Annotated in this window: 22 protein-coding genes and 3 pseudogenes; 8 read left to right on the top strand and 17 right to left on the bottom strand. The window is 54.7% G+C overall.

Going from position 1 to position 24,216, the window contains the following annotated elements:
- The 4 genes and pseudogenes from JUK32_RS23320 to JUK32_RS23305 all read left to right on the top strand — a co-directional run.
- Window positions 1–245 (top strand): annotated as a pseudogene (locus tag JUK32_RS23320) (hypothetical protein); the annotation flags it as partial.
- A 39-nt stretch (window positions 246–284) separates the two neighbouring features.
- On the top strand, window positions 285–644 hold the full coding sequence (locus JUK32_RS23315; RefSeq protein ID WP_204141270.1) for a hypothetical protein: 360 nt from the start codon (window positions 285–287) through the stop codon (window positions 642–644).
- Between the two features lie 60 nt (window positions 645–704).
- Window positions 705–1,079: a hypothetical protein gene (locus JUK32_RS23310; RefSeq protein ID WP_204141269.1), complete on the top strand. Its 375-nt coding sequence runs from the start codon at window positions 705–707 to the stop codon at window positions 1,077–1,079.
- A gap of 52 nt (window positions 1,080–1,131) precedes the next feature.
- A complete protein-coding gene (locus tag JUK32_RS23305) occupies window positions 1,132–1,293 on the top strand; it encodes a hypothetical protein (protein WP_204141268.1) in 162 nt (53 codons plus the stop codon).
- 403 nt (window positions 1,294–1,696) lie between these two features.
- Here the strand turns inward: JUK32_RS23305 and JUK32_RS23300 are convergent, their stop codons facing one another.
- Window positions 1,697–4,255 carry a CHAT domain-containing protein gene (locus JUK32_RS23300; protein WP_204141267.1) on the bottom strand — a complete coding sequence of 853 codons (2,559 nt, stop codon included), beginning with the start codon at window positions 4,253–4,255 and terminating at the stop codon, window positions 1,697–1,699.
- 453 nt (window positions 4,256–4,708) lie between these two features.
- Here JUK32_RS23300 and JUK32_RS23295 point away from each other — a divergent pair, with 453 nt between their 5' ends.
- Entirely contained in the window at window positions 4,709–5,248 is a 540-nt protein-coding gene (locus JUK32_RS23295; protein WP_204141266.1) for a GAF domain-containing protein, read from the top strand.
- Window positions 5,249–5,683: 435 nt separating this feature from the next.
- On the opposite strand, the gene JUK32_RS23290 is transcribed toward JUK32_RS23295, so the two are convergent.
- The 16 genes and pseudogenes from JUK32_RS23290 to JUK32_RS28850 all read right to left on the bottom strand — a co-directional run.
- The gene (locus JUK32_RS23290) at window positions 5,684–6,724 is read right to left on the bottom strand and encodes a PDDEXK nuclease domain-containing protein (protein ID WP_204141265.1); all 1,041 of its coding nucleotides are present in this window, start codon (window positions 6,722–6,724) and stop codon (window positions 5,684–5,686) included.
- 63 nt (window positions 6,725–6,787) lie between these two features.
- Window positions 6,788–7,099 (bottom strand): hypothetical protein, encoded by a 312-nt coding sequence (locus tag JUK32_RS23285; RefSeq protein WP_204141264.1) that lies wholly within the window; start codon window positions 7,097–7,099, stop codon window positions 6,788–6,790.
- Window positions 7,092–7,694 (bottom strand): ParA family protein, encoded by a 603-nt coding sequence (locus JUK32_RS23280; protein WP_204141263.1) that lies wholly within the window; start codon window positions 7,692–7,694, stop codon window positions 7,092–7,094. The genes JUK32_RS23285 and JUK32_RS23280 overlap by 8 nt, the downstream gene beginning before the upstream one ends.
- Before the next feature lie 332 nt (window positions 7,695–8,026).
- Window positions 8,027–8,770: a SprT family zinc-dependent metalloprotease gene (locus JUK32_RS23275; protein WP_309224614.1), complete on the bottom strand. Its 744-nt coding sequence runs from the start codon at window positions 8,768–8,770 to the stop codon at window positions 8,027–8,029.
- Window positions 8,757–11,912, bottom strand: coding sequence for a type I restriction endonuclease subunit R (locus tag JUK32_RS23270; RefSeq protein ID WP_204141262.1), 3,156 nt, complete (start codon window positions 11,910–11,912; stop codon window positions 8,757–8,759). Before JUK32_RS23270 ends, JUK32_RS23275 begins: the two co-directional genes overlap by 14 nt.
- A gap of 121 nt (window positions 11,913–12,033) precedes the next feature.
- A complete protein-coding gene (locus JUK32_RS23265) occupies window positions 12,034–12,474 on the bottom strand; it encodes a hypothetical protein (protein ID WP_204141261.1) in 441 nt (146 codons plus the stop codon).
- Window positions 12,471–13,172, bottom strand: a complete 702-nt coding sequence (locus JUK32_RS23260; protein ID WP_204141260.1) for a DUF433 domain-containing protein — start codon at window positions 13,170–13,172, stop codon at window positions 12,471–12,473. Before JUK32_RS23260 ends, JUK32_RS23265 begins: the two co-directional genes overlap by 4 nt.
- A 127-nt stretch (window positions 13,173–13,299) precedes the next feature.
- The gene (locus JUK32_RS23255) at window positions 13,300–14,526 is read right to left on the bottom strand and encodes a PD-(D/E)XK nuclease family protein (protein WP_204141259.1); all 1,227 of its coding nucleotides are present in this window, start codon (window positions 14,524–14,526) and stop codon (window positions 13,300–13,302) included.
- Window positions 14,527–14,565: 39 nt separating this feature from the next.
- Complete coding sequence (locus JUK32_RS23250; RefSeq protein ID WP_204141258.1) at window positions 14,566–14,862, bottom strand: hypothetical protein; 297 nt, start codon at window positions 14,860–14,862, stop codon at window positions 14,566–14,568.
- A gap of 4 nt (window positions 14,863–14,866) precedes the next feature.
- Window positions 14,867–15,133 (bottom strand): hypothetical protein, encoded by a 267-nt coding sequence (locus tag JUK32_RS23245; RefSeq protein ID WP_204141257.1) that lies wholly within the window; start codon window positions 15,131–15,133, stop codon window positions 14,867–14,869.
- Window positions 15,130–15,717 carry a zeta toxin family protein gene (locus tag JUK32_RS23240; RefSeq protein ID WP_204141256.1) on the bottom strand — a complete coding sequence of 196 codons (588 nt, stop codon included), beginning with the start codon at window positions 15,715–15,717 and terminating at the stop codon, window positions 15,130–15,132. Before JUK32_RS23240 ends, JUK32_RS23245 begins: the two co-directional genes overlap by 4 nt.
- Window positions 15,714–16,982 carry a restriction endonuclease subunit S gene (locus JUK32_RS23235; RefSeq protein WP_204141255.1) on the bottom strand — a complete coding sequence of 423 codons (1,269 nt, stop codon included), beginning with the start codon at window positions 16,980–16,982 and terminating at the stop codon, window positions 15,714–15,716. Before JUK32_RS23235 ends, JUK32_RS23240 begins: the two co-directional genes overlap by 4 nt.
- Window positions 16,975–18,015: a YhcG family protein gene (locus JUK32_RS23230; RefSeq protein WP_204141254.1), complete on the bottom strand. Its 1,041-nt coding sequence runs from the start codon at window positions 18,013–18,015 to the stop codon at window positions 16,975–16,977. Before JUK32_RS23230 ends, JUK32_RS23235 begins: the two co-directional genes overlap by 8 nt.
- 133 nt (window positions 18,016–18,148) lie before the next feature.
- Window positions 18,149–20,590, bottom strand: coding sequence for a type I restriction-modification system subunit M (locus tag JUK32_RS23225; RefSeq protein ID WP_204141253.1), 2,442 nt, complete (start codon window positions 20,588–20,590; stop codon window positions 18,149–18,151).
- A gap of 189 nt (window positions 20,591–20,779) precedes the next feature.
- Entirely contained in the window at window positions 20,780–22,189 is a 1,410-nt protein-coding gene (locus JUK32_RS23220; RefSeq protein ID WP_239112997.1) for a DUF4268 domain-containing protein, read from the bottom strand.
- A 48-nt stretch (window positions 22,190–22,237) separates the two neighbouring features.
- Window positions 22,238–22,582 (bottom strand): annotated as a pseudogene (locus JUK32_RS28850) (HPP family protein); the annotation flags it as partial.
- A gap of 665 nt (window positions 22,583–23,247) precedes the next feature.
- Between JUK32_RS28850 and JUK32_RS23215 the strand changes: the two are divergent.
- The 3 genes and pseudogenes from JUK32_RS23215 to JUK32_RS23205 all read left to right on the top strand — a co-directional run.
- The gene (locus tag JUK32_RS23215; protein ID WP_204141251.1) at window positions 23,248–23,445 is read left to right on the top strand and encodes a hypothetical protein; all 198 of its coding nucleotides are present in this window, start codon (window positions 23,248–23,250) and stop codon (window positions 23,443–23,445) included.
- Window positions 23,446–23,685: 240 nt separating this feature from the next.
- Window positions 23,686–23,862, top strand: a complete 177-nt coding sequence (locus JUK32_RS23210; protein ID WP_204141250.1) for a DUF4278 domain-containing protein — start codon at window positions 23,686–23,688, stop codon at window positions 23,860–23,862.
- 238 nt (window positions 23,863–24,100) lie between these two features.
- Window positions 24,101–24,216, top strand: a pseudogene (locus JUK32_RS23205) (photosystem II q(b) protein); the annotation flags it as partial.

The raw sequence follows: 24,216 nt of genomic DNA, 5'->3' as shown, positions 1-24,216 counted from the left end.
TCGCCTTACTCCGCGACCAGGGCAGCAAGTTACAGACTGCCGCCGATGAACAATTAGCCGAACTGCAAGCCCTCATTCAGTCTCAGTCACAGGTTGAGGATGAATTCGACCAGGCCGAGATCGCCACGATGCAAGCCGCTGGTGCCAAACGGGGCGTCATGCGGTTTCAGATTGAGGCCGAGCAGGAAGACGCGGCCTATTACCAACTGCGGAAGGCCCGCGCCGCCGCTCGTCAGAAGAAGTAATCGTATTGCAATCAGTTACGCAATTTTTGAGGTGTACCGATGATTTTTGGTTGGCTCAGACCGGAAGAAGAACCGGAAGACAGCAGTTTGGTGGAAATCAGTGACGACGACGGCACTCATATCGTGGTCAATACGCCCACCAATGATGACGCCCTCGACGTGGAGGGGATGACGCGACGGGAGGCAGGGGCCAAAAGCGATCGCGATGAGTCCCTGGCCAATGAGGCCCGCGCTGATCGGCGGTGGGACAGGCGCGACCATGATGAGCTGCGGGTGCGGAGTGGCCGCGCTGTTGACTCCAATGAGGACTTAGAGCCGGATCACGACAATGAGGATGATGATGCGGAGGAACGCAGTGAGCAGCCAGCAGAGGGGGGCTGGTGGAACATTTTCGGATAACTGATTAACGGGTTAAGATGTGGGAGTAGCTTTGTACTCCCACGCAGCACATAGGCCACCATGCAACAGATCAACCATTTAGAGAACTTCAACCTGGCCCTAGAGCACGATGACGGGCACAATCCCGAGCTTCGTGACGAGGAGCTGGAGCGCGAAACCGCTGACATGAAGCTGATTTTCTCGGATGTCGAGAACAGCGATCGCGTGCTTGAAGATTGTTCCTATCTCTGGGTTGACCCGGATTATGTGGGTCAGCTCTCCCCCGGTCAGGAGCGCTGTTATGAGATTCTGCTGGCGGCTCAACAGGGCATGGTCTACGCCGTGACGACGATTGGGAAACTGGCTGAGGCTCAGGGATTAGAGAATCCCCTATCCTGCTACGAGCGGGTGAACAACTTACAGTCTTTAGGTGCGATCGCGGGTTTTAACGCCTAGCTTCAGCGCCACACCATGACGAAGCCTCTGCTGTCCGGCAGGGGCTTTTTTAATGGCAGCGTTGGCGAAGCCTCCGTGGAGAATCGCGGTTGAGTTTCACCGATGGGTGGCCGCCCGTCGCGGTCGTGGCGGCCCCGGTCGTTCCCCCCGGCCCCCCGTGCTGAAACGCGATCGCTGGGATGAGCCAACGCAGGCGAGGATATTTTACGCCTGAAGAACCCGGCGCAAGGGCTTCGCAAGGCTCCACTCTGTTCCGCCCCTTGCCCCTAGCGTTATCCCTTTCCAAGAGCCAACTAGGCCTTAAACTAGCGAGGCTGCGGTTTGGGCCCAGTTACCACCTAATCCCTTACGTCACAGGCGATTTGGGTAGTACAGTATCTGGACTAATCCTGAACTGATTTTCGTTAGAAACTGAGTAGTACACAGCGCTTTTTTGTATGAATTGGAGGCCGAAACTCTCATTCTCTCGTTGAATGGTTGCCCGTCGCGCAGCTATTCCGACCCTAACGAGAAGTCCTACAGAGATTGTCGGATAAAGCTTTCAGCCTATTGTTACTGAATCCCGGTTGAATCGCTTGTTTGCAGGTTCTTAAGATTTCGTTTGCAGGCTACTACACCTACTCGGCTTCGCCAATGAGCGTAAAAGCAGCCCAATTAATGGGGTCGGGGTAAGCGGCCATGGTTTCAAGCATCGCCGTGCGTAGGGCCGTGGCTTTGTCACTACCACCGAGCCATTCTTCATAAAAGGTCGTCATGAGCTGACCGGTGGGGGCATCGGGCACTGACCATAAGGACACAATGACGCTGGGTACTCCAGAGGCAATGAAGGCGCGTGAGAGACCGTTGATACCATCGCCCGTGAGATTGCCGCCGCCGGTGTTGCAGGCACTGAGGACGACTAATTCGGCCTGCAGCCGAAAGAGCAAAATTTCGTTGGTGTCAATGAGACCTAAATCGGAGAATGACACTTGCCGCTGGTTATAGGGCAAGTCAATCAACTCGGTTTGGCCGCCGGTGGACTGGGCCACGGCGATCGCCCCCGGGAGATCAAAGGGGGTCACGCCTTCTAACAGACCATGGGTGGCAAAGTGCATGACGCTAGCCTCGGAAAACCGCTGCAAAATCGCGGTTTTGGTGGCGGCATCCCCGATTAAGGGCTCAGTCTCTAACAAGTCAGCGATGTGGCGGGCCTCTTGTTCAGCCCATGGCAGTGGATCAAGATTGAGTTGCTGGTCAAGGAGATTGATCGGCGGATAAGTGGGATTACCCACGATTAACGGATTACTGCGGGCGGGGAGCGATCGCTGCCGAGATTGCGCCGTCAGCGATAGAGCTTGGATGGAGGGGGCCGTGAGGGGGGTATGCCGTTCCACCAGATAGGTGCCATCAGGCGCTTGCAAGGCGGGAAACGGCACCATAAACAGCACAAAATCGGGGATAAAAATGATGCGATCGCTGGGGTCAGGGCTGAGCGTGGCAGCGATCGGTTCGATCAAAAGTTGATGAAGCGATCGCAAATACGGAATTTCCGTATCGCCGCCTCGAAAGTTGATTTCTGGATTAGCGGCAATGATGTCGATGCCACGGGCACCCAGCGCGAGGCGAGTATCTTCCACCAGGTTTTGCACATCGTTGGGCGAGTTGGGCAAAGCCGACAATTCGACTGATTGTTGGTGAAACTGGATGTCCCCGGTCGGTTTAATCACCCACGTGAGCAATTGAGGTGGGGTGATGTTGCCGTCGCAGTTATCAATGAAGGTATCGAAGCTGTAGGTGACGAGGGTGGCGTCTTGCTGCCGGGCGATCGCCCTCATCTCTTCCAGGCTGGGCGGGCGCAGCCGTTCTCCAGGTTGTTTAATCGCCCACAGCTCCTCTAAACCTTGAGTGCGCCCCTGCTCAATCGCGACGAGAGCTTCGTCGGTGCGGCCCTGACGAATGAGCACATGCTGCAACATTTGATAGAGATTCGTGCTGCTAAACGGTTCGCTGTACCATTCGGTCAACCTCCGAATATCTGCGTCCGCATTGAAATCATTATCGCTGTCATGGCGCTGAGCTTCGGTGAAAATCTGATCCAGCAGCGTGATGGCTTCCCGCAGCACCCCTTCGGCTTCATCTAGTTGCCCCGCTTGAATGTGGGTTTGAGCCATGCCCACTAGCGTAGTCACATCTTGATCGAGCACGCTACGGACTTCTCGCAGGTCAAAGACATCGGGCCGGTTACGCCGATAAACATCCAGCGCTGCCCCATAGTTGGCGATCGCGGCGTCCCATTCCGCGCGACATTGTAGCTCTCCAGCAACGCCCCGGAGCTTTAACGGATCAACCAGTGACTGAGCAATTTCGGCCTGCCGCTGCAACAGTTCAGTGCCCGCTGGGATCCGATTCGTTTGGTCATAAACCGCGACTAATCCCCGTAGGGCGTCGTATTCACCCCTGACATCAGATCGGTCTCGAAAGAGTTGTCGCGCCACGTCAAATGAGGCTTCGGCGGCGGCAAGATTCGCTTCTTGATAGAGCTGCGCAAAGCCAGTATCGAGCAGTGTGGCGGCTGTCTCAGCCAGGTTTGGTTGATTGGCCGCGATCGCTGTAAACTGCCCTTCAGCAAACCGAGCAACGACGGTTTCGGCATAGTCGTCCTCAGTCAAGATGCGCTGGGAAATTTCGACCACTGCGGGACTGCGACTGAGCACGCTGAAGCTGATGAAATCGATCTGCGGATAGCTATCGTCCTCAAACTTGACGAATAGAACGATCCCGCCAGCGACCGGATAGTCAGGATTGGGAGGAATTAAAGCCCCGGATTTTTCGATCTGGAAGTCAATGACGTACTCGGCCGCCGTCAGTGCGATCGCTTGCTGCGTTTCAATCGATAGTCCGGCGCGGAGGGTAATGGCGGGTGACCAAGCGGTGAACTCTGTGCCGTCCTCGTACAAAGAGGTTGAGGAGCTGGGCCGCACCGCGACAATGTCAGGATGAAGCTGGAGCAGACCGGTCTCAAGCTGATCACGATCAGCGGTGGAGGTTGGGGTTTGGGCTAGAGACCAGTCCCGGACATCAGCAACGCGGTTCGATGACGCAGCGGCGATTTCCTTCCTGTAATTAGGGCTGGCAGCCACCTCAGATAATGGCCATAACGCTAGCCCCAGGGCCATCATGCTGGAGCGCCAAACCATGATTCTGTCCTCATCAATAGTCTGCTGCTGACACGCCATACCCCCAGCAAGTAGCCCATTCGGGAAATCGTAATCGCTCGTACTGGGGTTTGCGGCTAAGCTCAGTCTGCTCAACTCTAGCACCGCGATCTCTCCACTACCGCGGCGACCTTTGTTCCCCTTAGATGGGGTAACTGAAGCATTGACTGAATAGCTGCTCCGCCCCTCAAACACCCCGACCTTTTGATCGGGCATAAATCGCCGCCTCGCCAGTTTAAGGCTGACTTCTTGTCTATCCCCGATCAGCCCCTAACCCTGGCTCCCAGCCCGCTTACCCCAAAACGATGCAACCAACCGACACTGCAGCTTCACCCACAATATGAAGCAGCGCTAAGCGAAACCTCGCCTCTGGCAATTGGTCGATTACAGTGGAACGAGACCGTAGTTAGTAATGATGTTCGCTTCGGTTTGTCCATGCCAATACCTGAAAGTTCTCACCCTCATAGCTGTTCGGACGCCGATCCGGGTTTGCGCCGCACCCTCGTTCGCCTGGCGCAAAGCCTCGAGCGAGATGCAATGGTTGAGCAAGTAACGACTGACCTGCAGTATCAACTGCAAGTCGATCGGGTGGTGCTGTATTACTTCTATCGGCAGTGGAAAGGTCAGGTCACCTTTGAAGCCTTGGGTGCCCCTCGCTATTCCATCTTTGGGTCAACCGGCCCTGATGAGTGCTTTAACGACGAATATGCAGAGCTTTATCTAGCGGGACGGGTGCGGGCGATCGCGGATATCGAAGCTGAACCCATTGCTGACTGTCATCGCGACTTTTTGCGTGAGCTGCAGGTCCGGGCTAATTTAGTGGTGCCGGTGCTAATTCCGCAAGGCCTTTGGGGGTTGCTCGTGGCCCATCACTGTCAATCAGTGCGCCCCTGGTCAGAGGCGGATATCACGTCAATGCAGGCTGGGGCCGAACAGCTCGCCACAGCCCCAGCCATCCGCGGCGAGATGATCTAACGGGAATGGGTAAGTCGCGCCGCAAAAACTCCAGCCTTAGCGATCATTTTTTTGCTGCCAGAACTAAGCCCTAAACTAGCGAAGCTGTGTTTTGGGGTAATTTAATACTTGTGACCTACTCTGTTAACGAGAGCATGATGGTTTCAAGCTCTGAACGGATGCATGAAACCATTATTTCTGCAAATCAAAGATGATCGCTGTCTTGCTTGCACAGAGGTGCTTTCAGCCTAAACTTGCCCGATATCGCAGCCTCGCTAGTTTGGGGCCATCAAGGCGAGGTCGAATAGCATCGGAGAAATTTTGGTCGCTAAGGCTGAAATCTACACAGGGATACCGCATCTGGTTTTCTGGTTTTCTGGTTTGCCAGAAAACCAGAAAACCAGATGCGGTAGGGTTAGGGGGCCGGGGCCGCGTACCCGTTAGGCCAAAGGGCGTCTACGGGGCGTCTTCCGGTGCTTCGTCGAGTGATTGGACGACACTGGCAAGCTCTGACTGCAACTGCTCGGGACTGGGCAATACGCTCGGGATGCGATGCTCGGCGACTGCGATCGGGTTTTGCAGATTTCTCAATGCATACTCCGCAATGACGTGGTTCTTGGACGAACACAAAATGATGCCAATCGTCGGCTGGTCATGCTCTTGCCGTTCTTGGCTATCAACTGCCGATAGGTAAAAATTCATCTGTCCCGATTGTTCTGGAGTGAATTTGCCCATCTCTAGCTGAATGACCACAAAGCACCGGAGCTTCAAATGGTAGAACAGCATATCGAGATGGAAATCTTCACCGCCGACATTGATGAGGTGATGATGACCGACAAAGGAGAAACCGACGCCGAGAGTCAAGAGGAACTCTCGCATATGGGCCACCAGCAGGCGTTTGAGATCCTGATCCTGGGTATTATCGTCGGCATACAAAAAATCCAGATGGTACGGATCTTTGATGAGTTGCCGGGCTAGGTCAGACTGGGCTTTGGGCAGTGTCAGGGTAAAGTTGTTCGCGCCGCCCAGTTGTTGCTTGTATAGCCCGCCTTCAATCTGCCGAGTGAGAGCGCTACGGCTCCAGCCATGCTCGACCGCTTTGTGGGCATACCATAGTCGCTCTTCGGCATCCTCTAACTTGCTGAGCAGCACCGTGTTTTGCCCCCACGGTAAATTGGTCAACACCTGTTGACCAATTCCAAAGTCTGACCAGGCATCAGCAAACGATCGCATGTATTTGAGATTGGTGGACGAGAAGCCTTTCATATCGGGGAATTCTCGCTTCAAATCCTGGGATAGCCGCTGAATCACCTTGCTGCCCCAACCCTGCTGCTGTTGCCGAATTAAGATTTCTCGCCCGATGTACCAGTACAGCAAGATCATCTCTTGATTGACGGCAACCGCCGCGCGAACTTGCGCAGAGCGAATGCGGTTTTTCAAATCATTGAGCAAGTCTCGGTAACTGCCTTCATCTAGAACCAGACGCGACTTTGGCACGATTCACTCCCTTGTGCTTCTAGAAAACAGACTTTCGATCGACCCAGATAACCAGATGTCTGGTTATCTGGGTGTCTGGTTATCTGGCAAGCCAAACTCTGTTGTGAGTGCTTCTACCATCACGTCGGTCATGGTGCGGCCGGTTAGCTTTGCCTGGGCGGCCCAGTGACGCCGCCACGACTCGGGCACTTTGACGCAGAGATTTTTCATCGGCCCATCTGGCTGTCTGGCTACCTGGCTATCTGGTTGTCTGGCTACCTGGTTTGCTACTAAGGCTTGATGAAGCTCCGCTGACTGGCTATCTGGCAGGCTGGTTGTCTGGCTATCTGGTTTGCCAGATTTGGCCTGCTTGATGATGTCTCCGTATTTAGGCATGTCCAAGGATCTCCATGATTTCCCTTCCTGCTGCTTCGTAGTCCAGCCAACCTAGGCGATCTCGCCCCGTCATGTTCTTGATGGGGATGCCTGCCAGTGCCGCTTTCTGAAACCCGGCAGCGCGCCTGATCATGGCCTGGAAGATGGGGACACCGTTGTCCCGCAAGTCGTCTCGCATGACTTCTCCTTCTCGACTCGGTTTTGGCGGCACGATAGTCAACAGCGCTCGATAAGAAGCGTCACCCAAGGCTCTAGCCGTTTCTAGCATCGGCTCCAGTGAGACTACGTCAGGAGTTGTGGGTAACACCAATAAGTCACAGCCCTCTGCGAGCTCCTTGAGGTCCGTGGAGTCTGGCCGCGCCGGGGTGTCAATCACAATAAAGTCACGACCTTGAATCACCTTCATCGCCTTGCGTTCGTCGACAACAGTGAAAGGGAGATGACCGCGCGACGACCAGTTGAGCGCGGTTCGGTTTGGGTCGCCGTCAACTAAGACGGTGTCTCCTAGATCGCTTAAATAAGCTGCCAGGTGAATGGCGGTGGTTGATTTCCCTACACCACCCTTGAAGCCAGTTACGGTCAAGATGGTTGTCATCTGGTTTGCTGGTTGTCTGGTTTGCTGGGTATCTGTAAATACAGATGATGAATAATAGATACCTCAAATCGTGGGCAGTGAAAATATCTTCTATATTTCTTTGCACGCCCTGGCGAGATCGCAAGGTGATGAGCTGCCACTTCGGGAGTGTGCCAGTTGACGAAAACTGCTGGACTGAATCTGGATTATTCGCTGATGAAAGGAACTGTGCCAGTTGCTGAAAACCCCTGAAATCTCGTGACGGTTGAGAACTGGGCGAAAAAGGCGCGATCGCCCTCTCCCACCCGGCTTTCCCCACTTTTGCCCGCCGGAGTAGTTGCCTTGTGGGGCAGCTATTCGGAGATCCACTTTTCCTCACTGAGGGGTGCCCCATTAAGGGTGTCGCGACTCAATTGCCAGTGGGGAAGAAACTGATCCATGAGGGCCTGAAAGCGATCGCCGTGCGTCCTCTCCAAAAAATGGACGAGTTCATGGACCAGGACATACTCCAGGCACTCGACGGGTTTCTTGGCCAATTCGAGGTTGAGCCAGATGCGGCGCTGTTGAATGTTGCAGCTACCCCACTTGGTTTTCATTTTTTTGACGCCCCAGGCGGAGGCTGACTGGCCGATCAGGGGTTCCCACTTTTCGAGGAGGGCCGGGATGCGGTCTTTGAGCTGCTGGCGATACCACGCTTTGAGGGCGCGATCACGGTTAGCTTGGGTGGTGTCAGGATTTACCAAGAGCTGTAGCGTGTAGTGGTTTTTAAGGTGGACTTCGTGGCGACCCCGGCGTTCGATCACCTCCAGGCGATAGCGCTGGCCGAACACATAATGGCTTTCGCCATTGACCATTTCCCGTGCGGATTGGCGAGGCTGGGCCGTAAAGGTGGCCTGTTGCTTCTTAATCCAGCTCAGGCGAGAGATGACGGCCAGACGGATGTTGTCGTCAGTGAGATGTGCCGGTGCGGAAACGCGCACCTGGCCATCGGGTGGATAAACGCCCAGGTGCAGGTGCTTGATGGGTTTGCGCACCACCTGCACGGGGATGTCCCGAATGATGATGTCTGGGGCTTTGATGAGGTTACTGGTACTCACGTTGTTTTTTTAGCAGCTCCATGACCTCTGTAAGGTCAACATTGTAGCCAGCGGATTCTTCACGCACGGCGTTGGCGACTTCTCGCTCTTTGAATTTGTTGCCAATCCAGTCGGCTTTCTTGGTGTAGCGTACCGCAGTGTCGATGCGGGTGACTAAGACTTCGTCTTGACCGAGGTTGTCGTAGAGCGATCGCTTGGCGGCAGTATCAATGGTCTCGGGGTAGTTGGCCTGGGCGGCCTCGGCGGGGGGCTTGACCTGGCGGGCCAACTGCTTCACCTGCTCCAAGTATTCCTGGTAGCTGAGGGCCTGCTGGCGGCGCTGCTCAATGAGGGCATCCAGCAGTTCTGACATGCGCTCGTAGTATTTGGGGTTGACGGGGCTCTCATCGACAATGGTGCGCCGCATATTGTTTTCGATGGTTTCGGCGACGGCTTCCTCGTTGTCGCGAATGCCCTTGGGAAGTTGCTGAGTGGCGGCGTCTGGCCCTCGCTGCACAATCAGCTCGATCAAGCCCAAGTTTTCCAGGTCGGAGAGGGTTTCGCTGGGGTCGGCGCGGATGTAGCTGTCGAGCAGTCGCCGCATGGCCGGTTCGTACTGCTTCATGTCGATGTAGTCGCGGCTAGCAATTTTGACTTCATGGCGCATAGTCTCGAAGTGGCGAACTTCCTCCTGGATATTGGCGATTTCCGCAGGGGAGTAACCCGCTGCGGCCATGTCGTTGGCGAGGTTGGCGTAGGCGCGAAGGAGTGCTCCGACGGCCTGATACAGGGCTAGCCGCTTTGGTTCGTTGGCGGTCAGAGCCTCTTGGTCGGCAGTATCTTCGGCGCAGAAGTAGTGCAGGTACTCGCGGGTGCCTCGGGGTAGCAGCACGGGCTCGCAGATGGCTTTGACCTGCTCGCGCATATCTTCGAGGCGATCGCGCCCTTTCTCCAGGCGATCGCTGAGCAGGCCCTCGACATCTTGGGCGTCGAAGTTCTCGAACGCGCCGCTAGTGTAGTCAGTGATGGCTCCTTCCAGGGATTTGAACAGGTCTTTGTAGTCCACCACGTAGCCGTATTCTTTATCGTCACCGTCGAGGCGGTTGACCCGGCAGATGGCCTGAAAGAGGCCGTGATCCTGCATGGTTTTGTCGATGTAGAGGTAGGTGGCGCTGGGGGCATCGAACCCGGTGAGCAGCTTATCCACCACGATTAGCAGGCGCATCTGGCCGGGTTCCTTTTTGAAGCGCTCCTTAACCCGCGTTTCAAATTCCTCTACCCGGTACATCGCTGTATCTTCCGGCTCGTTGAAAAAGTCAGCTAGCATCCGTCGATAAATTTCGTATTGGTGCAGCTTTTCGGTCAGTCCTTCGCCGCTGTCTTCCCCTTTGATATCGCCGGGGCCGGGTTTGTAGCTGGTGACGATCGCGCACTTGCCCTTGAGGTCAGTTTGGCCGAACAGGTCGTACACCTTGCAAGCTTGGTAAATGCTGGCGCACACCAACATGGCATTGCCGCGACCATCCATGAGCCGGGGCTTATTATCCATGTCCAGCAGGATGTCGTTGACGATCATTCCCAGGCGCGACTGGCTGGAGAGGACGTTGCGCAACGTACCCCACCGTTGCTTGAGTTGGGATTTCGCTAGTTCTGTCAGCCCCTGGGTTTTGGTGTCAAACCATTGGTCGATCGCTTTTTGGGAAACAATATGCTGGTCGATGTCGCGAGCTTCATAGCGCAGGTCAAGAACGACGCCATCTTTGACGGCTTCATCGAACTTGTAGGTGTGGATGTAGCTGCCGAAGACTTCCAGGCTGGTTTGTTGGTCGGCTTTGAGCAGCGGGGTGCCGGTGAAGCCGATGAACATCGCCTCGGGCAGCAGGGCCGTCATGGCGGTGTGGAGCTTGCCAGACTGGGTGCGGTGGCACTCATCGACAAACACGAACAGGTTACCTTTGGCGCTGAAGTTGCTGGGCAGATTGGCTTTTAGGTCTTGAAGGAACTGCTCGGTGCCCTGGGTGGCGGCAGAGTCGCTGCGGCTGCCAAATTTGTGGACGAGGGAACAGAGCAGCCAAGGGGTGGTGGCGTTGAGTTTGCTAATCAGGTCGGCGCTGCTGGTGGTGCGGTCGATCGCTTCATCGACGCCCTGAAAGATGCCCTCGATCTGTTCGTCGAGTTCGGTGCGATCGGTGATGACCAGCACGCGAGCATCGGTGGCGTGCTCCCGAATCCACTTGGCCAGCCACACCATGGTCAGGCTTTTGCCAGAGCCTTGGGTGTGCCAGATGATGCCGCCGTCGCGCTGCTGGATGCGGGTTTGGGCGGCTTTGATGCCGAAGTACTGGTTGTGGCGACAGGTCTTTTTGACGCCGACATCAAAGACGATGAAATCGTGAATGATTTCGAGGAAGCGGGACTTGTTGCACAGGCGCACGAGGGCCGTATCGAGGGGATTGTCGCCGATCGCTGCATCAATACTAGGGAGGTACTTGCGGCTTTTGGCGTCGGTTTTGGGCTGGTAGTCGGGGTTTTCTTCTTTCCAATTGAGGTAGTACTTTTCGGCGGTTTCGATGGTGCCGTAACGGAGGCCCTGGGTGTCGTTGCCAGCCATCACGAGCTGCATTGTGGTGAAGAAGGGCTGGATGAAGTCTTTCTTCTGGTTGTCGAGGTTCTGACGGATGCCTTTTTCGACGGAGACGCTGCCCTTCTTGAGTTCGAGAATGCCGAGGGCGATGCCGTTCACGTAGAGCACCACGTCGGGACGTTTGTCGTTTGGCCCTTTGACGGTGACTTCTTCAGCGATCTCAAAGTCGTTATTCTCGGGCTGCTCCCAGTCAATAAGCGGCACGGTCTGGTACTGTTCTCCGGCTCCAGCTTTGACTTTGATGCCGTAGCGCAGCAGGCTGTAGACGGTTTTATTGGCGTCGTAAAGGGTTTGGCTATCGCCGAGGGCAGCGGCTTGTTCAAGGATGCGCAGGGCTTTATTGATGAGAGGATCGCTCACGCCCTGGTGAGAGAGCCACTGGCTCAGCAGGTTGGCTTCAACGTTGCGGTTGTTGGGGCGGGTTTCCCAGTTGTCGAGGTAGGCGTACCCCATCTGATGGCGAAAAAGTTGGACGACGCGGTTTTGGGTGACTCGTTCCCGTTGGCCGACAGTGCTCACGGTGGGGCTTCCTCAAGGTGTTTCCGGTGGCAGAATCCCTGCGAGTTCAGTGTTCCCACTGTTATAGCAATGCCTTAGATGGCGTGGGTGAATTTTTAGAATGTCTAGCGAAAAATTAGAACTACTCTAGCGGCAAGTTGAGTTCGGCTAGCAGTGCTGAGTGATCTTTCCAACTGGCGATACTGCCATCCCGGTAGACTTTAGCGATAAAGGGCGCGGGATGGGTCTGGAGAAACTGCTGCATGGCTGAAATTGCCTCGGTGAAGGCAGCGGCGGTGTCGGCTCCTGACAGGTTTTGTGAGACCAGCACAAACATGCGAACCCCGGCACTGGCCACGGCAAGGCGCTCCAGAGAGCGTTTGGCAATCCGTTCGTCTTTGGTCAGCACGACCCAGCCCCATTGCCCAACGGTGGGCAGCCAGTCGACATCTTTGGCGTTTTTGTCGAAGTGGCGATCGTGAATTTCAACGGTCAGCCCCTGGGCTTTGAGCACAGTGGCGAGCTTTTTGCCCAGGCAACGATCCACAAAGAAGGTGAAGTCTTGGGATGACGCCTTACTCATGCCGCCAGGGGAATTTCACACCGGATGGCTTCTTCGATTTGGCTGAGGTCGCAGTCGTAGTCTTCGGTCAGATCTTGTAGGGAGTCTCCGGCTTTATACCGTTCGGCGATGATGCTGGTGGGGATGCCGGTGCCGTCGATGACTAGGCGACCAAAGGCGATGCGAGGGTCAATGACGACGATGCGAGGATTGTGAGCTTCGTCCGAGCGGGTAAAGGGATACAGCTTGATGGCCAGCCCGGAATCGTCGGGTTCGATGCGCTCTAAATGCTGGGTCAGCACCGCTTTGAGCTGGGTTTGCCCCTGGGCGGAGGCGTTAATCAGGGTGCCGTAGCGGTCGATGAAGAGGCTAATGCCGTCGGTGCGGAATTCTTCGTGGGCTAGAGGGTGGGTGACGTTGAGCTGTGCTTCGAGAAAGTCGAGGGCGGTGCGAACTTTGTCGAGCTGAATTTTGTGGTGTTTGCGGATGGCTCGCAGGACGTGGATCTCGATCAGGTTGGTGAAGGAGAGCAGACGGGGCGTTTGTTGGGGAACTGCGATTAACGGCTCGAAGAAGCGTTTGCCTTCAGTGACCGGATAAGACCGACCGACCGTCCACGATCGCACTGTGCCTGCTGGAATGCGTAGATAGCGGGCAGCATCGGGGATGGTGTAGGTGGGGATGTCTCTCGGGTCGCGACCCCGGTAGAGATCGGTCATGATGGCCTGGGCGGTTCAGGGATGACTCAGATTATCAGACATACAGGGCGATAGATCACTGTCCTCTTGTGGATACCCTTGGAGAACGGTAGTTTGGCATCCATGGCGGAAGGATCGCCCCCTTCAGTTATTGCTCATAAGGCCCAAAGGCTTGAACGATCGCCTCATCAATGCGGGGCAGTTCATCGGTAAGAAACTGTTGCCAAAAGTGTTGTACGTCGTCTTCGATGTCGCTGAGAAACATTTCTGGTCTGATGTCCTCAGAGATGATTCTTTCTACAAGATGAGGCCAGCCCTGGTCGGAAGTAGGCCGACCACCTGTGAAGCCGAGAATATTGCGGTTCTCTAATGCGTCGAAGATCGCTTGGCGAGTGGTCAAGTCCCCAGGTCCAAGGATGAGGACAAGTTTAAGAATCGGAGCTTCGACTTTGAACTGTAACAGCAGAATTCGCATAGGCTTTGGAATCCAGCCTGTACCAGCTTGTTGGAATGGGAGATCATGCCATTTGGTGGAGGCAAAGCTGAGGATTTTTCTCTGAAACCAGCTATGGATAAAAATAATCTGGTCAGGTGGAGTATTTTTGACTAATCGCTTGACCAATTCATACGCCTCAGTTTCTAGGGATGGGCGATGTTTGTAGATCAGCTCAATGGCTGCTTGGTGCTTGAGGTAGATGTCGCGACAGAGTTTGGCGATTTCGGAGTCTTCCATGAGGTGTCGGTTGATGAGGGTGCTGTAGTGCTGCATGAGGGCGCAGACTTCGGGCTGGAGGGTGGCGCGGTGCCGATCGCACACAGCATCGATCACCTCTGCGACCTTGCGGTAGCTGTAGGCTGACCAGTGCGCTTGATCGGCTTCACCATAGGGCAAGCTGCCCTGGGGGGTGAGGAAGACGAAGATTTGGCGGTAGTCGGGGAATGCCTGCTGGACGATTTGGCGGTACCGCTGGAGCTGGTTGGAGTGTTCGCCGGAATCGACTTTGTTCTCGATGGCGCAGACGATTTTGCTGCCGGGGGAAACCAGCAGAATGTCGATATTTTTCCACTCGCGGCGGACTTCGGTATCGGTGAGGGTGGCGACATCAATTTCGATGGGGCTGACGGTGGCGTTGTCGGCCTCTAGCAACAGCCGTTTGAGGAAGGTTTTGAGGAAGACATCGCGGAGGTGATGGGAAGCGTTGGGATTCAGCAGGAAGGCGAGGAAGTGGGAGTGGCGAATCTCTTGCCGCGCCATGCCCACGGCTTCAAAGATGTTGAACTGGTTGAGCAGGCTTTCCAGGCGTTCGAGGTCGGCGTTGTTGACGACGAACTGCTCTAGAAGCTTTTGGGGGTCGGGGTCAGGCTCACTCATCATTAGCTAATTGTTTCCAACCACTCAGCATCAACCAAATTCTTATCGACGAAGGGCTTCCCAATCACTTTCAGGGACAGCCGGGGAAATGATGTCACCCTGAATAGAGCCCGTATCTTTCATGAAACCAAAGGCGGGGCGTTGGGTCTGCGCTGCTGAATCGTAAGGCCCCTCATAATGATTGACTGTGCCACGCAGGGGCGCTGCTTCAGAATCCGCTGGTGAAGCGATCGCAGACCGCATATCGCGATTGATAGTGCGCCAAATGGCCTCAATGATGCGAAGACGCTCTTCTATGGACAATCCTTTCAAGTGTTCCAACATTTCGGAATCGTTCATCGCCCTACTCAATCACTTCATCGTATTCGGCATCATCGTTACTCTGATGCTGTCTCATGGCGGCGAGAACATCTTCTAGAGAAGTTTGGTTAACCCAGGCTTGGCGTTCCTGGGTGTAGTCGCCGGGAGCATCTTCGCCGATTGCCATGGGTCTGCCATCGCGCCAGATGACGGCATAGTGCCCCAGGCGGCGTTTGCGTTCTAGGGTATCGGCGGCGACTTGTTTCAGGGTTTCTAGAATTTTTTGAGTGTCGGGGGGGATGGTGGTCATTTTTCTGCCTCCTGGGTGAGCTGCTGGAATAGTTCGGGATCAAGGATTTCGCGGGTTTCGCCTTGCTGGATGAAGACGGGCTGGGGAGTATCGCCGTTGTTCATGAAGCATTGGGTACGATCGACGGCATAGCTGAACTCATTGAGCAGGTTCCGCAGGCTGCGGGGAAAACGACGTTCGATGTCTGCCAGGGGGATATTGTGGCCACCGTGGGCGACCCGCTCGGCCACCCGCAGTCTGGACATTTCCACACTGGGCAGGGCCAGATAGATGAGTTCTACCCGCCACCCTTCTGATCGTAACCGTCGGATGAGTTTGAGATAGCTGCGACCCGCCAGGGTGGTTTCAAAGGCGAAGTCCTGTCGGGCCTGGATGCGGTTTTCGATTTCTCGGAGAAAGATGCGACTGGCGGCCAGCAGTTCTGTTTCTGGGGCCAGGGGCGATAGGCCAGCCGCAATCAGGTCAGCGTTGACGAAGTTGCGGCAGTTGGCCGCGGTGGGCAGATAGGACAGGGCAAAGGTGGTTTTGCCTGCACCGTTGGGGCCAGCGATGATCCAGCAGGTGGGGGCTGATGGGCTACTCATACCAGCCGCGTTCTCCCGGTGAGGAGTTCTTGCATCATGCCCTGCTTGATCGCCTGGGTCTTGGCGCGGCGGGCTTGCAGGGCGGAGATCGCACCATCCATGTCGGAGAGGACTGTGGCGATCTCCCGTTGTTCTTCCTGCGTAGGCGGCACCTGGATTACGAAGCTCCGAATATCGCCGGGACTGATATGAGGGATAGCAGTTACAGTCTTGACGGCGTCGCAGTGCTCTGTAAAAAACTTGCTACAAATCCACTCTTTCAAATAACCCATATCAATCTTGTCGGATCGAATTCGGGCCACTCGTTGCAAAAGTAGCGCGGGCAAATCATCTTTTGACAATCTAGCAAAGCTTCTGCCGACAAGCGATCCGTCCATTGCTATAACAATATCGCCCTCATTAAGGACATATTGGCTAATATCTGAAGTAACTTCCGGCCAATATTGAACTAAATCATCTGACCAATCAGTTACACCTCTCTTGATGTTTGAACCGCGTAAGAGTTTGATTCCAGAATCGAAATATTGAGCGCTCGGAAATGGAAAACCCGTTAGCAGATCAATCTCTGAACCTATTTGTTTTTCTTTCCATTCACCACCAAACCCCGGCAGGCGTTTCTTGCCCGTGAGGAGTTGCTGCATGGTGGCAGTTTTGAGGTGGCGCTGCTTGGCGATGAGCTGATCCAGTGCGGCGATCAGGGCATCTACGTCGGATAGGGTTTGGGCGATCGCGCGTTGTTCTTCTTTAGGAGGCTGTGGAACTGCTATTTCTAGCAACTTGTCTGGAGAAGTATGCTTTACTTTTGTCCCAGCAGCAGTTTCTTGAACTTTAGAACGAAAAGCTGACGAATTAAAAATGTAGTAGAGAAAATCTATATCAGTATCCGATGAAATCAGATTGATCTTCCCAAGTCTCTGATTATGCAGGTAGCTGTCTGATTCAGGAATAATTGCAGCGCTGCCTAGTAAGCCATCGGCTTGTTCTGTCATTGCCACAATTAGATCACCCTGCTTCAGCACATAACCACTAGGTACTGCTCCTTCGTAATACTTTTGCCTTTCTCCTAAATCCCGAAAACCACCCTCTTCATAAAAATTTCCTGGAGTGGTTAGTTGATACTTCCCATATGAACAAAAGTATTGGCTCTTAAATCCATAGCCATGAGAGATTAGAATTTTTCCCACCAATGGGTTACATTCCCAATCCTCAGGAATCACCCCAACCTCAGTCTGCTTATACCCCTTGGGTACCTGACGCTCACTCATTTTGCGTAGACTCCAATAACCGCTGCCAGTCCTCATCCGTTGGCAGCATTCCCTCATACTCCTGCGGCACCTGCGGATAGAGCTGATAGGTTGCCACCCCAATCGGGTTTGTCTTCGACTTCAGGCTAAACTCCACCTCCAGCCGATCCTTCTCCGCGCAGAGAATGATGCCGATCGCCGGATTATCGTCCGGGGCGCGTTCCTGGTCGTTCAGCACCTCCAGATAAAAATCCATCTTGCCCGCATATTCTGGGCGAAAGCGCCCGGTTTTTAGCTCAATCGCCACCAGACACTTCAGAAAGCGGTGATAGAACAGCAAATCCAGAAAATACTCGTTCTCCCCCAGGGTGAGCCGATACTGGCTGCCAATAAAACAGAACCCATAGCCCAGCTCAATCATGAAATCCTTCAGCCGGGCCAGCAGACTGCGCTCTAAATCTCGCTCATGTACTGCCTGGGTCAGTCCCAAAAACTCCAGACTGTACTGGCTTTTCAGGGTTTCCTCTGCCTGCTCCGCCAGATACTCCGGCAACACTGCCGCAAAATTGTGGCTTTTGTCTTGCAGGCTGACCTCATAGGCTCCTGCCTTGATTTGATTCAGTAGAACATTGCGCGTCCAGCCCAGACGAGCCGTAGCCTCCAGGTAATAGCGTCGGGCCGTTTCATCCTTAATCCGCTGCATAATCACGATGTTGTGTCCCCAGGGAATTTCTGAAACAGCTTGTTTCAGAAATTCAGGTGCGTCTGCATAGGCTTCATAAAACTGTTTGATAAACCAAAGGTTGCGGGGTGAGAAGCCCGTCATTTCAGGAAACTCAGTTTTCAGGTCAGCCGACAGCCGTTCCACCACGGCCTTGCCCCAGCCCAAAGCCGCCTGCCGCTCGACAATCAACTGCCCCAGCGTCCAATACAGCCCAATCAAAGACCGATTAACTGCCCGTGCAGCCCCAATCCGGCTTTGCACTACCTGGCTTTTGATCGCCTGCAAAAACTCCTCATATGCTCTGTCTGAAGACGGCTGAATCGTACTCATGACGCCTCTATCTGCCGACTAACCGCTGGCAGTGGTTTGCATTGGTCAGAAGGCATCTGACCAATTGGACCGCAAGCTTGAAGAGTTGTCCTAACCAGTCCTCGAATTAGTGCGACACTGTCGCAACAATTAATCACCATTCCAACCCCATCTTCTGCAAATGCTCCGCCACCCGACTCGATAGCCCCTCCACCGTCTGCACCAGTTCCGGCAGGGGTGCCGCATAGCGTTCCTCCAGATCCTTCACCCGGTTCGCTAACTGCTGGGTCACCCGCTCAATTTCTGCCGTAATGGCCCCCTGCAGGGTGGCGTGCCACTTGTCTGCCACCACCAGGATTTTCACCGCCGCTTCGCTGAGCTTGGGGTACTGGCCAAACACCGCCCGATCCAGGGCTTCGGTGGCCTGCTTCACCGCCTTCTTCATCGCCGCTTCCTGGTCATAGAGCTTCCGGCATGACTCCAGCATCGCCCGCTCTTCCGCCGCGTCGGGGTCGCCTTTGATCTCCTTCAGCCGCGCCGATACCGACCCCTTAGTGACGCTGCCCTTCTCCGTCTGGGCTTCCGCCAGCAGCCCCTCCTCGCCGCTGTGCTCCTCAATCAGCGACTCCAGCTCCTGGCTAATGCCATCCAGGTCGGCCTGGAGTTCATCAATGTGGGCCTGCTGATCGGCAAAGTACCGGGCCACCATCAGTCCCGGAGGGATCAGGTCCGCCTTGTACTTCTTCTTGCCCAGGGTCAGGTCGGGGGTTTCCTTCAGCTTTTCGCCCTTCTTCGCCACCAGCTCCCGCAGGGTCTTGCCCGCCGCCCAGCCATCCTGCACCAGCACATAGACATCGTCCTGCATCGTCTCCGCCCAGTAGTCCATCAAAATCTGATAGATGTCGTAGCGATCGAGCAGGTCGGCCTCGGTAAAGCGGTGCAGCAAATCCTCCGACAGGGTAGCGATCAGCGCCTTGGGCTTCACCTCTGGGTCAATGCCCTTGAGGGTGTCGGCGTGGGCCGCGTACCAGTCGGTGTATAGAGTCAGGGTGCGATCGGCAAAGGCCTCAAACTCCGGATGGTTGAGGATGGTCGCCTTCACCTGGCTAGCCTCCACCAGGCTCTGGCTGTAGCCGGGGCGATCGCCAGGGGCAAACAGGGCATTGCGCACCTGAGGAAACACCTGCCAGTACGCTTCCAAAGCATCCAGATCAACCTTGGGAATGCCGCCGCTGAGGTGGGCAGCCAGGTCGTGAAGGTCTTCTGGCTCGCTGGCGTCGATGTAGCGGGGGATGTTGAGGTTGTAGTCGTTCTTCTCGATTTCGGTCAGGGGCACCCGACGGCTGTAGCGGTCTAGCTTCGTCTGGTGGTTAAACACATCCACGATTTTGTGGATGTCCTGGCTGCGCAGGCGGTTCTTGTTGCCGTCTTTCATCAAGCCCCGGCTGGCATCCACCATGAACAGCCCCTGGCGCTCCGCCGCCCCCGCCTTATCCAGCACGATGATGCAGGCCGGAATGCCCGTGCCGTAGAACAGGTTCGGCGGCAGGCCAATGATGCCTTTGATGTAGCCCTGGCGCACCAGATTCTGCCGGATGCGGGCCTCGGCATTGCCGCGAAACAGCACCCCGTGGGGCAAAATCACCGCCGCCTTGCCCGTACTCTTCAGGGACTTGAGAATGTGCAGCAAAAAGGCATAGTCGCCGTTTTTATCCGGCGGTGCCCCATACTCAAACCGCTGGAACTCGTCCTCAGAGACGCTCACCCCATTGCTCCACGACTTGTAGGAGAAGGGGGGATTCGCCACCGCAAAATCAAACCGCTTGAGGCTGCCGTCCGCCTCCTTCCAGTAGGGATTCGAGAGGGTGTTGTCGCGCCAGAGTTCCGCCGTGACGTTGTCGTGCAGAATCATGTTCATCTTGGCCAGCACCCAGGTGGAATAGTCCATCTCCTGACCAAAGATCGACAGCCCCCGAGGAGCCTCATCCACCACCTTCAGCAGCAGGGAGCCGGAGCCGCAGGTAGGGTCATATACGGTTTCATCCTGGCGAGTGGCCTCGGTGACGCCCACCACCTTCGCCAAAATCCGCGACACCTCCGCCGGGGTGTAGAACTGGCCCTTGCTCTTGCCCGACTCCGTGGCAAAGTGGCGCATCAGGTATTCGTAGGCATCCCCCAGCAGGTCGTCCCCATCCGCCCGGTTCGCCCGCAGGTCAATGCCTTCAAAAATGCCCACTAGCTTCGAGAGGCGATCGACCATCTCCTTGCCCTGGCCCAGCTTGTCTTCGTTGTTGAAGTCGTTCTCGGCAGTGCCGAACAGGTTCTCCAGCCCGTTCTCCTGGGCGAGCTTGCCGATCACTTTGTTGATCTTGTCGCCGATCTCTTTGTCACCCTTCAACGCCGCAATGTCATCGAAGGAGCCGCCCTCGGGCACCACTAGCAGGGCATTGGGGTCGCCCGCATATTTGTCGGAGACGTACTTCATGAACAGCAGGGTCAGCACGTAGTTCTTGTACTGACTGGCATCCATGCCGCCGCGCAGTTCGTCGCAGCTCGCCCACAGGGAGCTATAGAGTTCAGTCTTTTTAACGGCCATAAGGGGGGCTGAAGTTCAAGCGATACCGGGCTTAATAGTACCCAAGCCGCCCCGGAGGTTGGCGATAATAACTCAGAACGTTAGGTGGTCGAGTGATTCCCCTGTGCTCTTGCCGCTGAAAGAGCACAGGGGACGTGGGGCGATCGTCTCTACTGGACTTTAAGCGGCGAAGCTGGGGTCAGGAGCAAATTACGCTTTGGTTTCGGCAACCTGATATGCGTTTTGGGTCGGTTTGGCGAGGGCTTTATAAAAGCGGGGTAGTGTTTCCAGTATCCAAGTTTGCATCTCTTCCAAAACCTCAGGAGGATCGGTGATGGAAGACTGTTCTCGATAGATGGAAATTCTAGCTCCCTGTTGCCCAATGAGTCTTTCCCAACAGAGGTCAGTCCCAAAGTCAGCCTCTATCTGGACAGATTGGACTTGTAGATGCTCAAAAATGCGTCTGTTGGTATCTCGATTTCCAGTGCCGATATAGTGGCTGATGCAGAGCCTCGCCCTTCTCAAAAAGTTGATGTGGCAGGTCATCGGTGGCAAGTCCTGGGCTGAGATGGTTAGCTGCACCCAGGACCCACCTTGTGGAACCGTAACAAACTGGATAGCTACGTCAGGAACGGCTTCAAGCTTGGGCTGCAGCGTGTTGAAGAAGTCGGCGTAGGCAATTTTTCGTTCGCTGAGGCGCGAGAAAACGACTTGTTCCTCGGAGAGATTGATATTGGCAACCCGCCAGCCCACTTCAAGCCATTGCTTAGATTGGGAGTGGCTGACAGTATCATTGGCCCACCAGTTGCGATGCTTGCGAGCCGACGAGGGTAAGGTGTCTTGGATAATGGTTTCTACAGCTTGAAAAGCAAGCGTGACTTTGTTTTGCTCCTGACTTTGCAGCCAAGCAGCGAGGGGAGCATACCGACTTTCTAAAGGATCGACTTCCTCATCAGGAGGACGAATCTCAGCAATATCGCATGGGCTATCCCCGTTCATAAACTGTGGGAGTTGCCAGGAACCTGGAATGAAGCTAGAAACTTGGCCAGGCAATTGGGATATTTGATTAATAGCAGCAGAGAAATTAGGTGAAGGTAGGGTGACAGCGACCTTCGCTGTCTCAGGCTCTAAAACCTCTACGGATGGTCGATGCCGATCGAGAAAGTCAGCACAGAATTTTAGCTGTTCGCGTTGTTGAGGGGTGATTTCGCGGAAGTGGGCGATCGCATTTCTGATGCTACGAACGGCATCAAGAAGTTGGTCGATTGCTTTCCAATCGATATCTTTGAAGCTGGTTTGATAATGAGCCCAAACGTTACGGAAAAGTTGGATGTACTCGTAAAGTGTCAGGTCGCCAAAGCCTTTGACCTTTATCGGTTGGTCAAGATGTTTGGCAAAGGCTTGTTTAGCGACTTGTTCGTCGAAGTCTTGCGGGTTGAGGCCAGATTTTCCGAGGTATTGGCGGAGAGCTTTTAGGAATTTCTTTTCAGTGTCTCGACCTGAAGTAAGAATAGCTTCAATCGCTTGGTTGAGCTGTTCTTCGTCAAGGTCGCCGTCGGGGGTTTTGTAGAAGGCCTCGATGAAGTCGCGGAGGGTGGTTTCGACATCTTCGGCGAGCATGATGTCTTCGGAACGGGTGCGGAAGTATTCGGTGGTGTCGAAACTGGTGATGATGCCGAGGGGTTTGTGTTGCTTATCAACAATAGGTACTGCATTAAGGTCGCGGAGTCCTTTGAGCAGTTCGGAGAGGTCTTCGTCGATGCGGTAGGCTTTGACTCTGACGAGGGTGTGGGAGACTTTGAGCTGATCAACAGTGACTTGAAAGAAGCTGACAGCTTTCAGGATAGAGTCGCTGGTGATTAGTCCCTGGAGTTTGCCATGTTGGTTGACGACAAGAAGCTGGCTGTAGTCGCGCTCGATCATCACTTCAAGCGCTGCTTTCACTGTGATTTCTTCAGTGACGATAGCGAGCTTTTGGTTCTGGGGGAGAATACCCTCGATTATAAATGGCATAACTTGAGTCTCAGATCTAAACCGTAAATGAGTTGATCTTCAGGCGGGTATAGCTTGTTAATCCTCTTCTTCTTGTGTCCTGAAAGAGCACAACTTTCCCTGACCCCGTAAGGATCCGGGATAAGGCTGAAACGTCTATTCCTAAGGGATTAGAACGTACCTTAACTCACCTGAAAGTGCTGTGAGCAAAACTTGTATAAAGTCTTCTTCTCAGACTCGAAGGTACTGGTTTCTGGAGAGAAGATAACCTGCTGAGACCCTTGATATCTAAGGGCTTGAGGCGATTCGACTGAAAGCCCTTGAAAGGCCTACTTAGAAAGGTTTTTATGGGATTTATCCTCCATTAACAGTTCAGTGCCTTCGATACCTCTTCTAATCAGGAGGATTCCCTTTGTTTTTGTCGTAGAAACATTCAGTTGATCTTTGCCCTCGCCTTAGCCAGTCGGCATGAGGCGTTGGTGAAATCACTCTGGAGGAGTATCGCCGTTACTTGCTCTTTCCGGGGTTTCGTCCAGTAGATTGAGTTGCTGTTGCGCGTTGGCGAAGTCTCACCAGAGGTGAATCGCTCCTGTGCAACACCTTCCCTGTTGAGAATTTGGGGCTAGCTGCAACAAGCAGCACCGCGATATCACAGCAGTAACGCCGAACTGCCGAGGATTGCCGCCATGCACCCCACCGCCATCACCACGACTCACCCACCCACCCACCAGCGCCGCCTGAAAGCGATCGTCAAACGCCTGGTCATCGAACTGGGCTACCTGGAACACTGCCTCACCGAAGGCCATCAAGAGGCCTATTTAGAGACCGCCGCCGCTGGCATTGATACCGCCATTGATTGCCTCAACGAACACCTCACCGATTAATCCCCCAGTCCCACCAAGCTGCCCACATGAGTTTGGACATTCTAGGAAAGCCATCCCTTCAGATGGCCTTCTGATCGAAAGGTCATACCTCCTCAGCCGCGACAGTCTGGGGAGGGTGTGATATGGCGATCGCCATATCACACCCTCCCATGAGGAAGAACACACTTTTGGGCCAGAAAGGTAGCCGAAAGCGGCTGTTTCTATCCATAACAACGCACCCACAATGATGGATTCCCCACCATGAAACTGTCCTTCCTCGGCCAATCCTACGAAGCTTCCACTCCCGCGATCGCCGCCACCGCCACCCACGAGACCCTGACCTTTCGCGGTACGTCCTATCGCCAAAAGCAATCCACCGTCGCCCTGCGCCAGCCCACCGCAGAACTGACCTATCGCGGTGTCCGCTACACCGCTTAAGCCAGACTTTCTCTCTTTCCTCCTGCTCAACGCAAATCAGACAACGCCCTCCCCTGCACCTGCACCGGCGCAGGGGAGTTTTCGTCATCGCGTTCTCCGCCCCCGCCCCCCCGACAAGATCTATCGGACGATGGTTTACATTCTGTTACATGTTCGTTAATGTTGTAGACATACATATCTATCCCGCCTTTCGTCCCTTGTGGACATCGGCCTTTGTAAACCCGCACTTATCTAATTAATGACTACGACTCTCCAACAACAACAGTCTGCTTCCCTCTGGGAACAGTTCTGTCAGTGGGTGACCAGCACCGAAAACCGCCTCTATGTGGGTTGGTTCGGCGTGTTGATGATCCC

It is taken from the genome of Halomicronema sp. CCY15110 (genome assembly GCF_016888165.1).
In the GTDB taxonomy this organism is placed as follows: Bacteria; Cyanobacteriota; Cyanobacteriia; order Phormidesmidales; family Phormidesmidaceae; genus Halomicronema.
The sequence above is the reverse complement of the archived record's forward strand: the minus strand, read 5'-3'. Positions and strand labels throughout refer to the sequence as shown.

Excerpts from the sequence above, each read along its gene's own strand:
- JUK32_RS23285 (WP_204141264.1), bottom strand. The coding sequence starts at position 7,099 with ATGCCTAAATACGGAGACATCATCAAGCAGGCCAAATCTGGCAAACCA.
- JUK32_RS23300 (WP_204141267.1), bottom strand. The coding sequence starts at position 4,255 with ATGGTTTGGCGCTCCAGCATGATGGCCCTGGGGCTAGCGTTATGGCCA.
- JUK32_RS23220 (WP_239112997.1), bottom strand. The coding sequence starts at position 22,189 with ATGCTCGCCGAAGATGTCGAAACCACCCTCCGCGACTTCATCGAGGCC.
- JUK32_RS23240 (WP_204141256.1), bottom strand. The coding sequence starts at position 15,717 with ATGAGTAGCCCATCAGCCCCCACCTGCTGGATCATCGCTGGCCCCAAC.
- JUK32_RS23305 (WP_204141268.1), top strand. The coding sequence starts at position 1,132 with ATGGCAGCGTTGGCGAAGCCTCCGTGGAGAATCGCGGTTGAGTTTCAC.
- JUK32_RS23225 (WP_204141253.1), bottom strand. The coding sequence starts at position 20,590 with ATGGCCGTTAAAAAGACTGAACTCTATAGCTCCCTGTGGGCGAGCTGC.
- JUK32_RS23315 (WP_204141270.1), top strand. The coding sequence starts at position 285 with ATGATTTTTGGTTGGCTCAGACCGGAAGAAGAACCGGAAGACAGCAGT.
- JUK32_RS23255 (WP_204141259.1), bottom strand. The coding sequence starts at position 14,526 with ATGATGAGTGAGCCTGACCCCGACCCCCAAAAGCTTCTAGAGCAGTTC.
- JUK32_RS23265 (WP_204141261.1), bottom strand. The coding sequence starts at position 12,474 with ATGAGTAAGGCGTCATCCCAAGACTTCACCTTCTTTGTGGATCGTTGC.
- JUK32_RS23295 (WP_204141266.1), top strand. The coding sequence starts at position 4,709 with ATGCCAATACCTGAAAGTTCTCACCCTCATAGCTGTTCGGACGCCGAT.
- JUK32_RS23280 (WP_204141263.1), bottom strand. The coding sequence starts at position 7,694 with ATGACAACCATCTTGACCGTAACTGGCTTCAAGGGTGGTGTAGGGAAA.
- JUK32_RS23230 (WP_204141254.1), bottom strand. The coding sequence starts at position 18,015 with ATGAGTACGATTCAGCCGTCTTCAGACAGAGCATATGAGGAGTTTTTG.
- JUK32_RS23250 (WP_204141258.1), bottom strand. The coding sequence starts at position 14,862 with ATGAACGATTCCGAAATGTTGGAACACTTGAAAGGATTGTCCATAGAA.
- JUK32_RS23245 (WP_204141257.1), bottom strand. The coding sequence starts at position 15,133 with ATGACCACCATCCCCCCCGACACTCAAAAAATTCTAGAAACCCTGAAA.
- JUK32_RS23310 (WP_204141269.1), top strand. The coding sequence starts at position 705 with ATGCAACAGATCAACCATTTAGAGAACTTCAACCTGGCCCTAGAGCAC.
- JUK32_RS23260 (WP_204141260.1), bottom strand. The coding sequence starts at position 13,172 with ATGACCGATCTCTACCGGGGTCGCGACCCGAGAGACATCCCCACCTAC.
- JUK32_RS23215 (WP_204141251.1), top strand. The coding sequence starts at position 23,248 with ATGCACCCCACCGCCATCACCACGACTCACCCACCCACCCACCAGCGC.
- JUK32_RS23210 (WP_204141250.1), top strand. The coding sequence starts at position 23,686 with ATGAAACTGTCCTTCCTCGGCCAATCCTACGAAGCTTCCACTCCCGCG.
- JUK32_RS23235 (WP_204141255.1), bottom strand. The coding sequence starts at position 16,982 with ATGAGTGAGCGTCAGGTACCCAAGGGGTATAAGCAGACTGAGGTTGGG.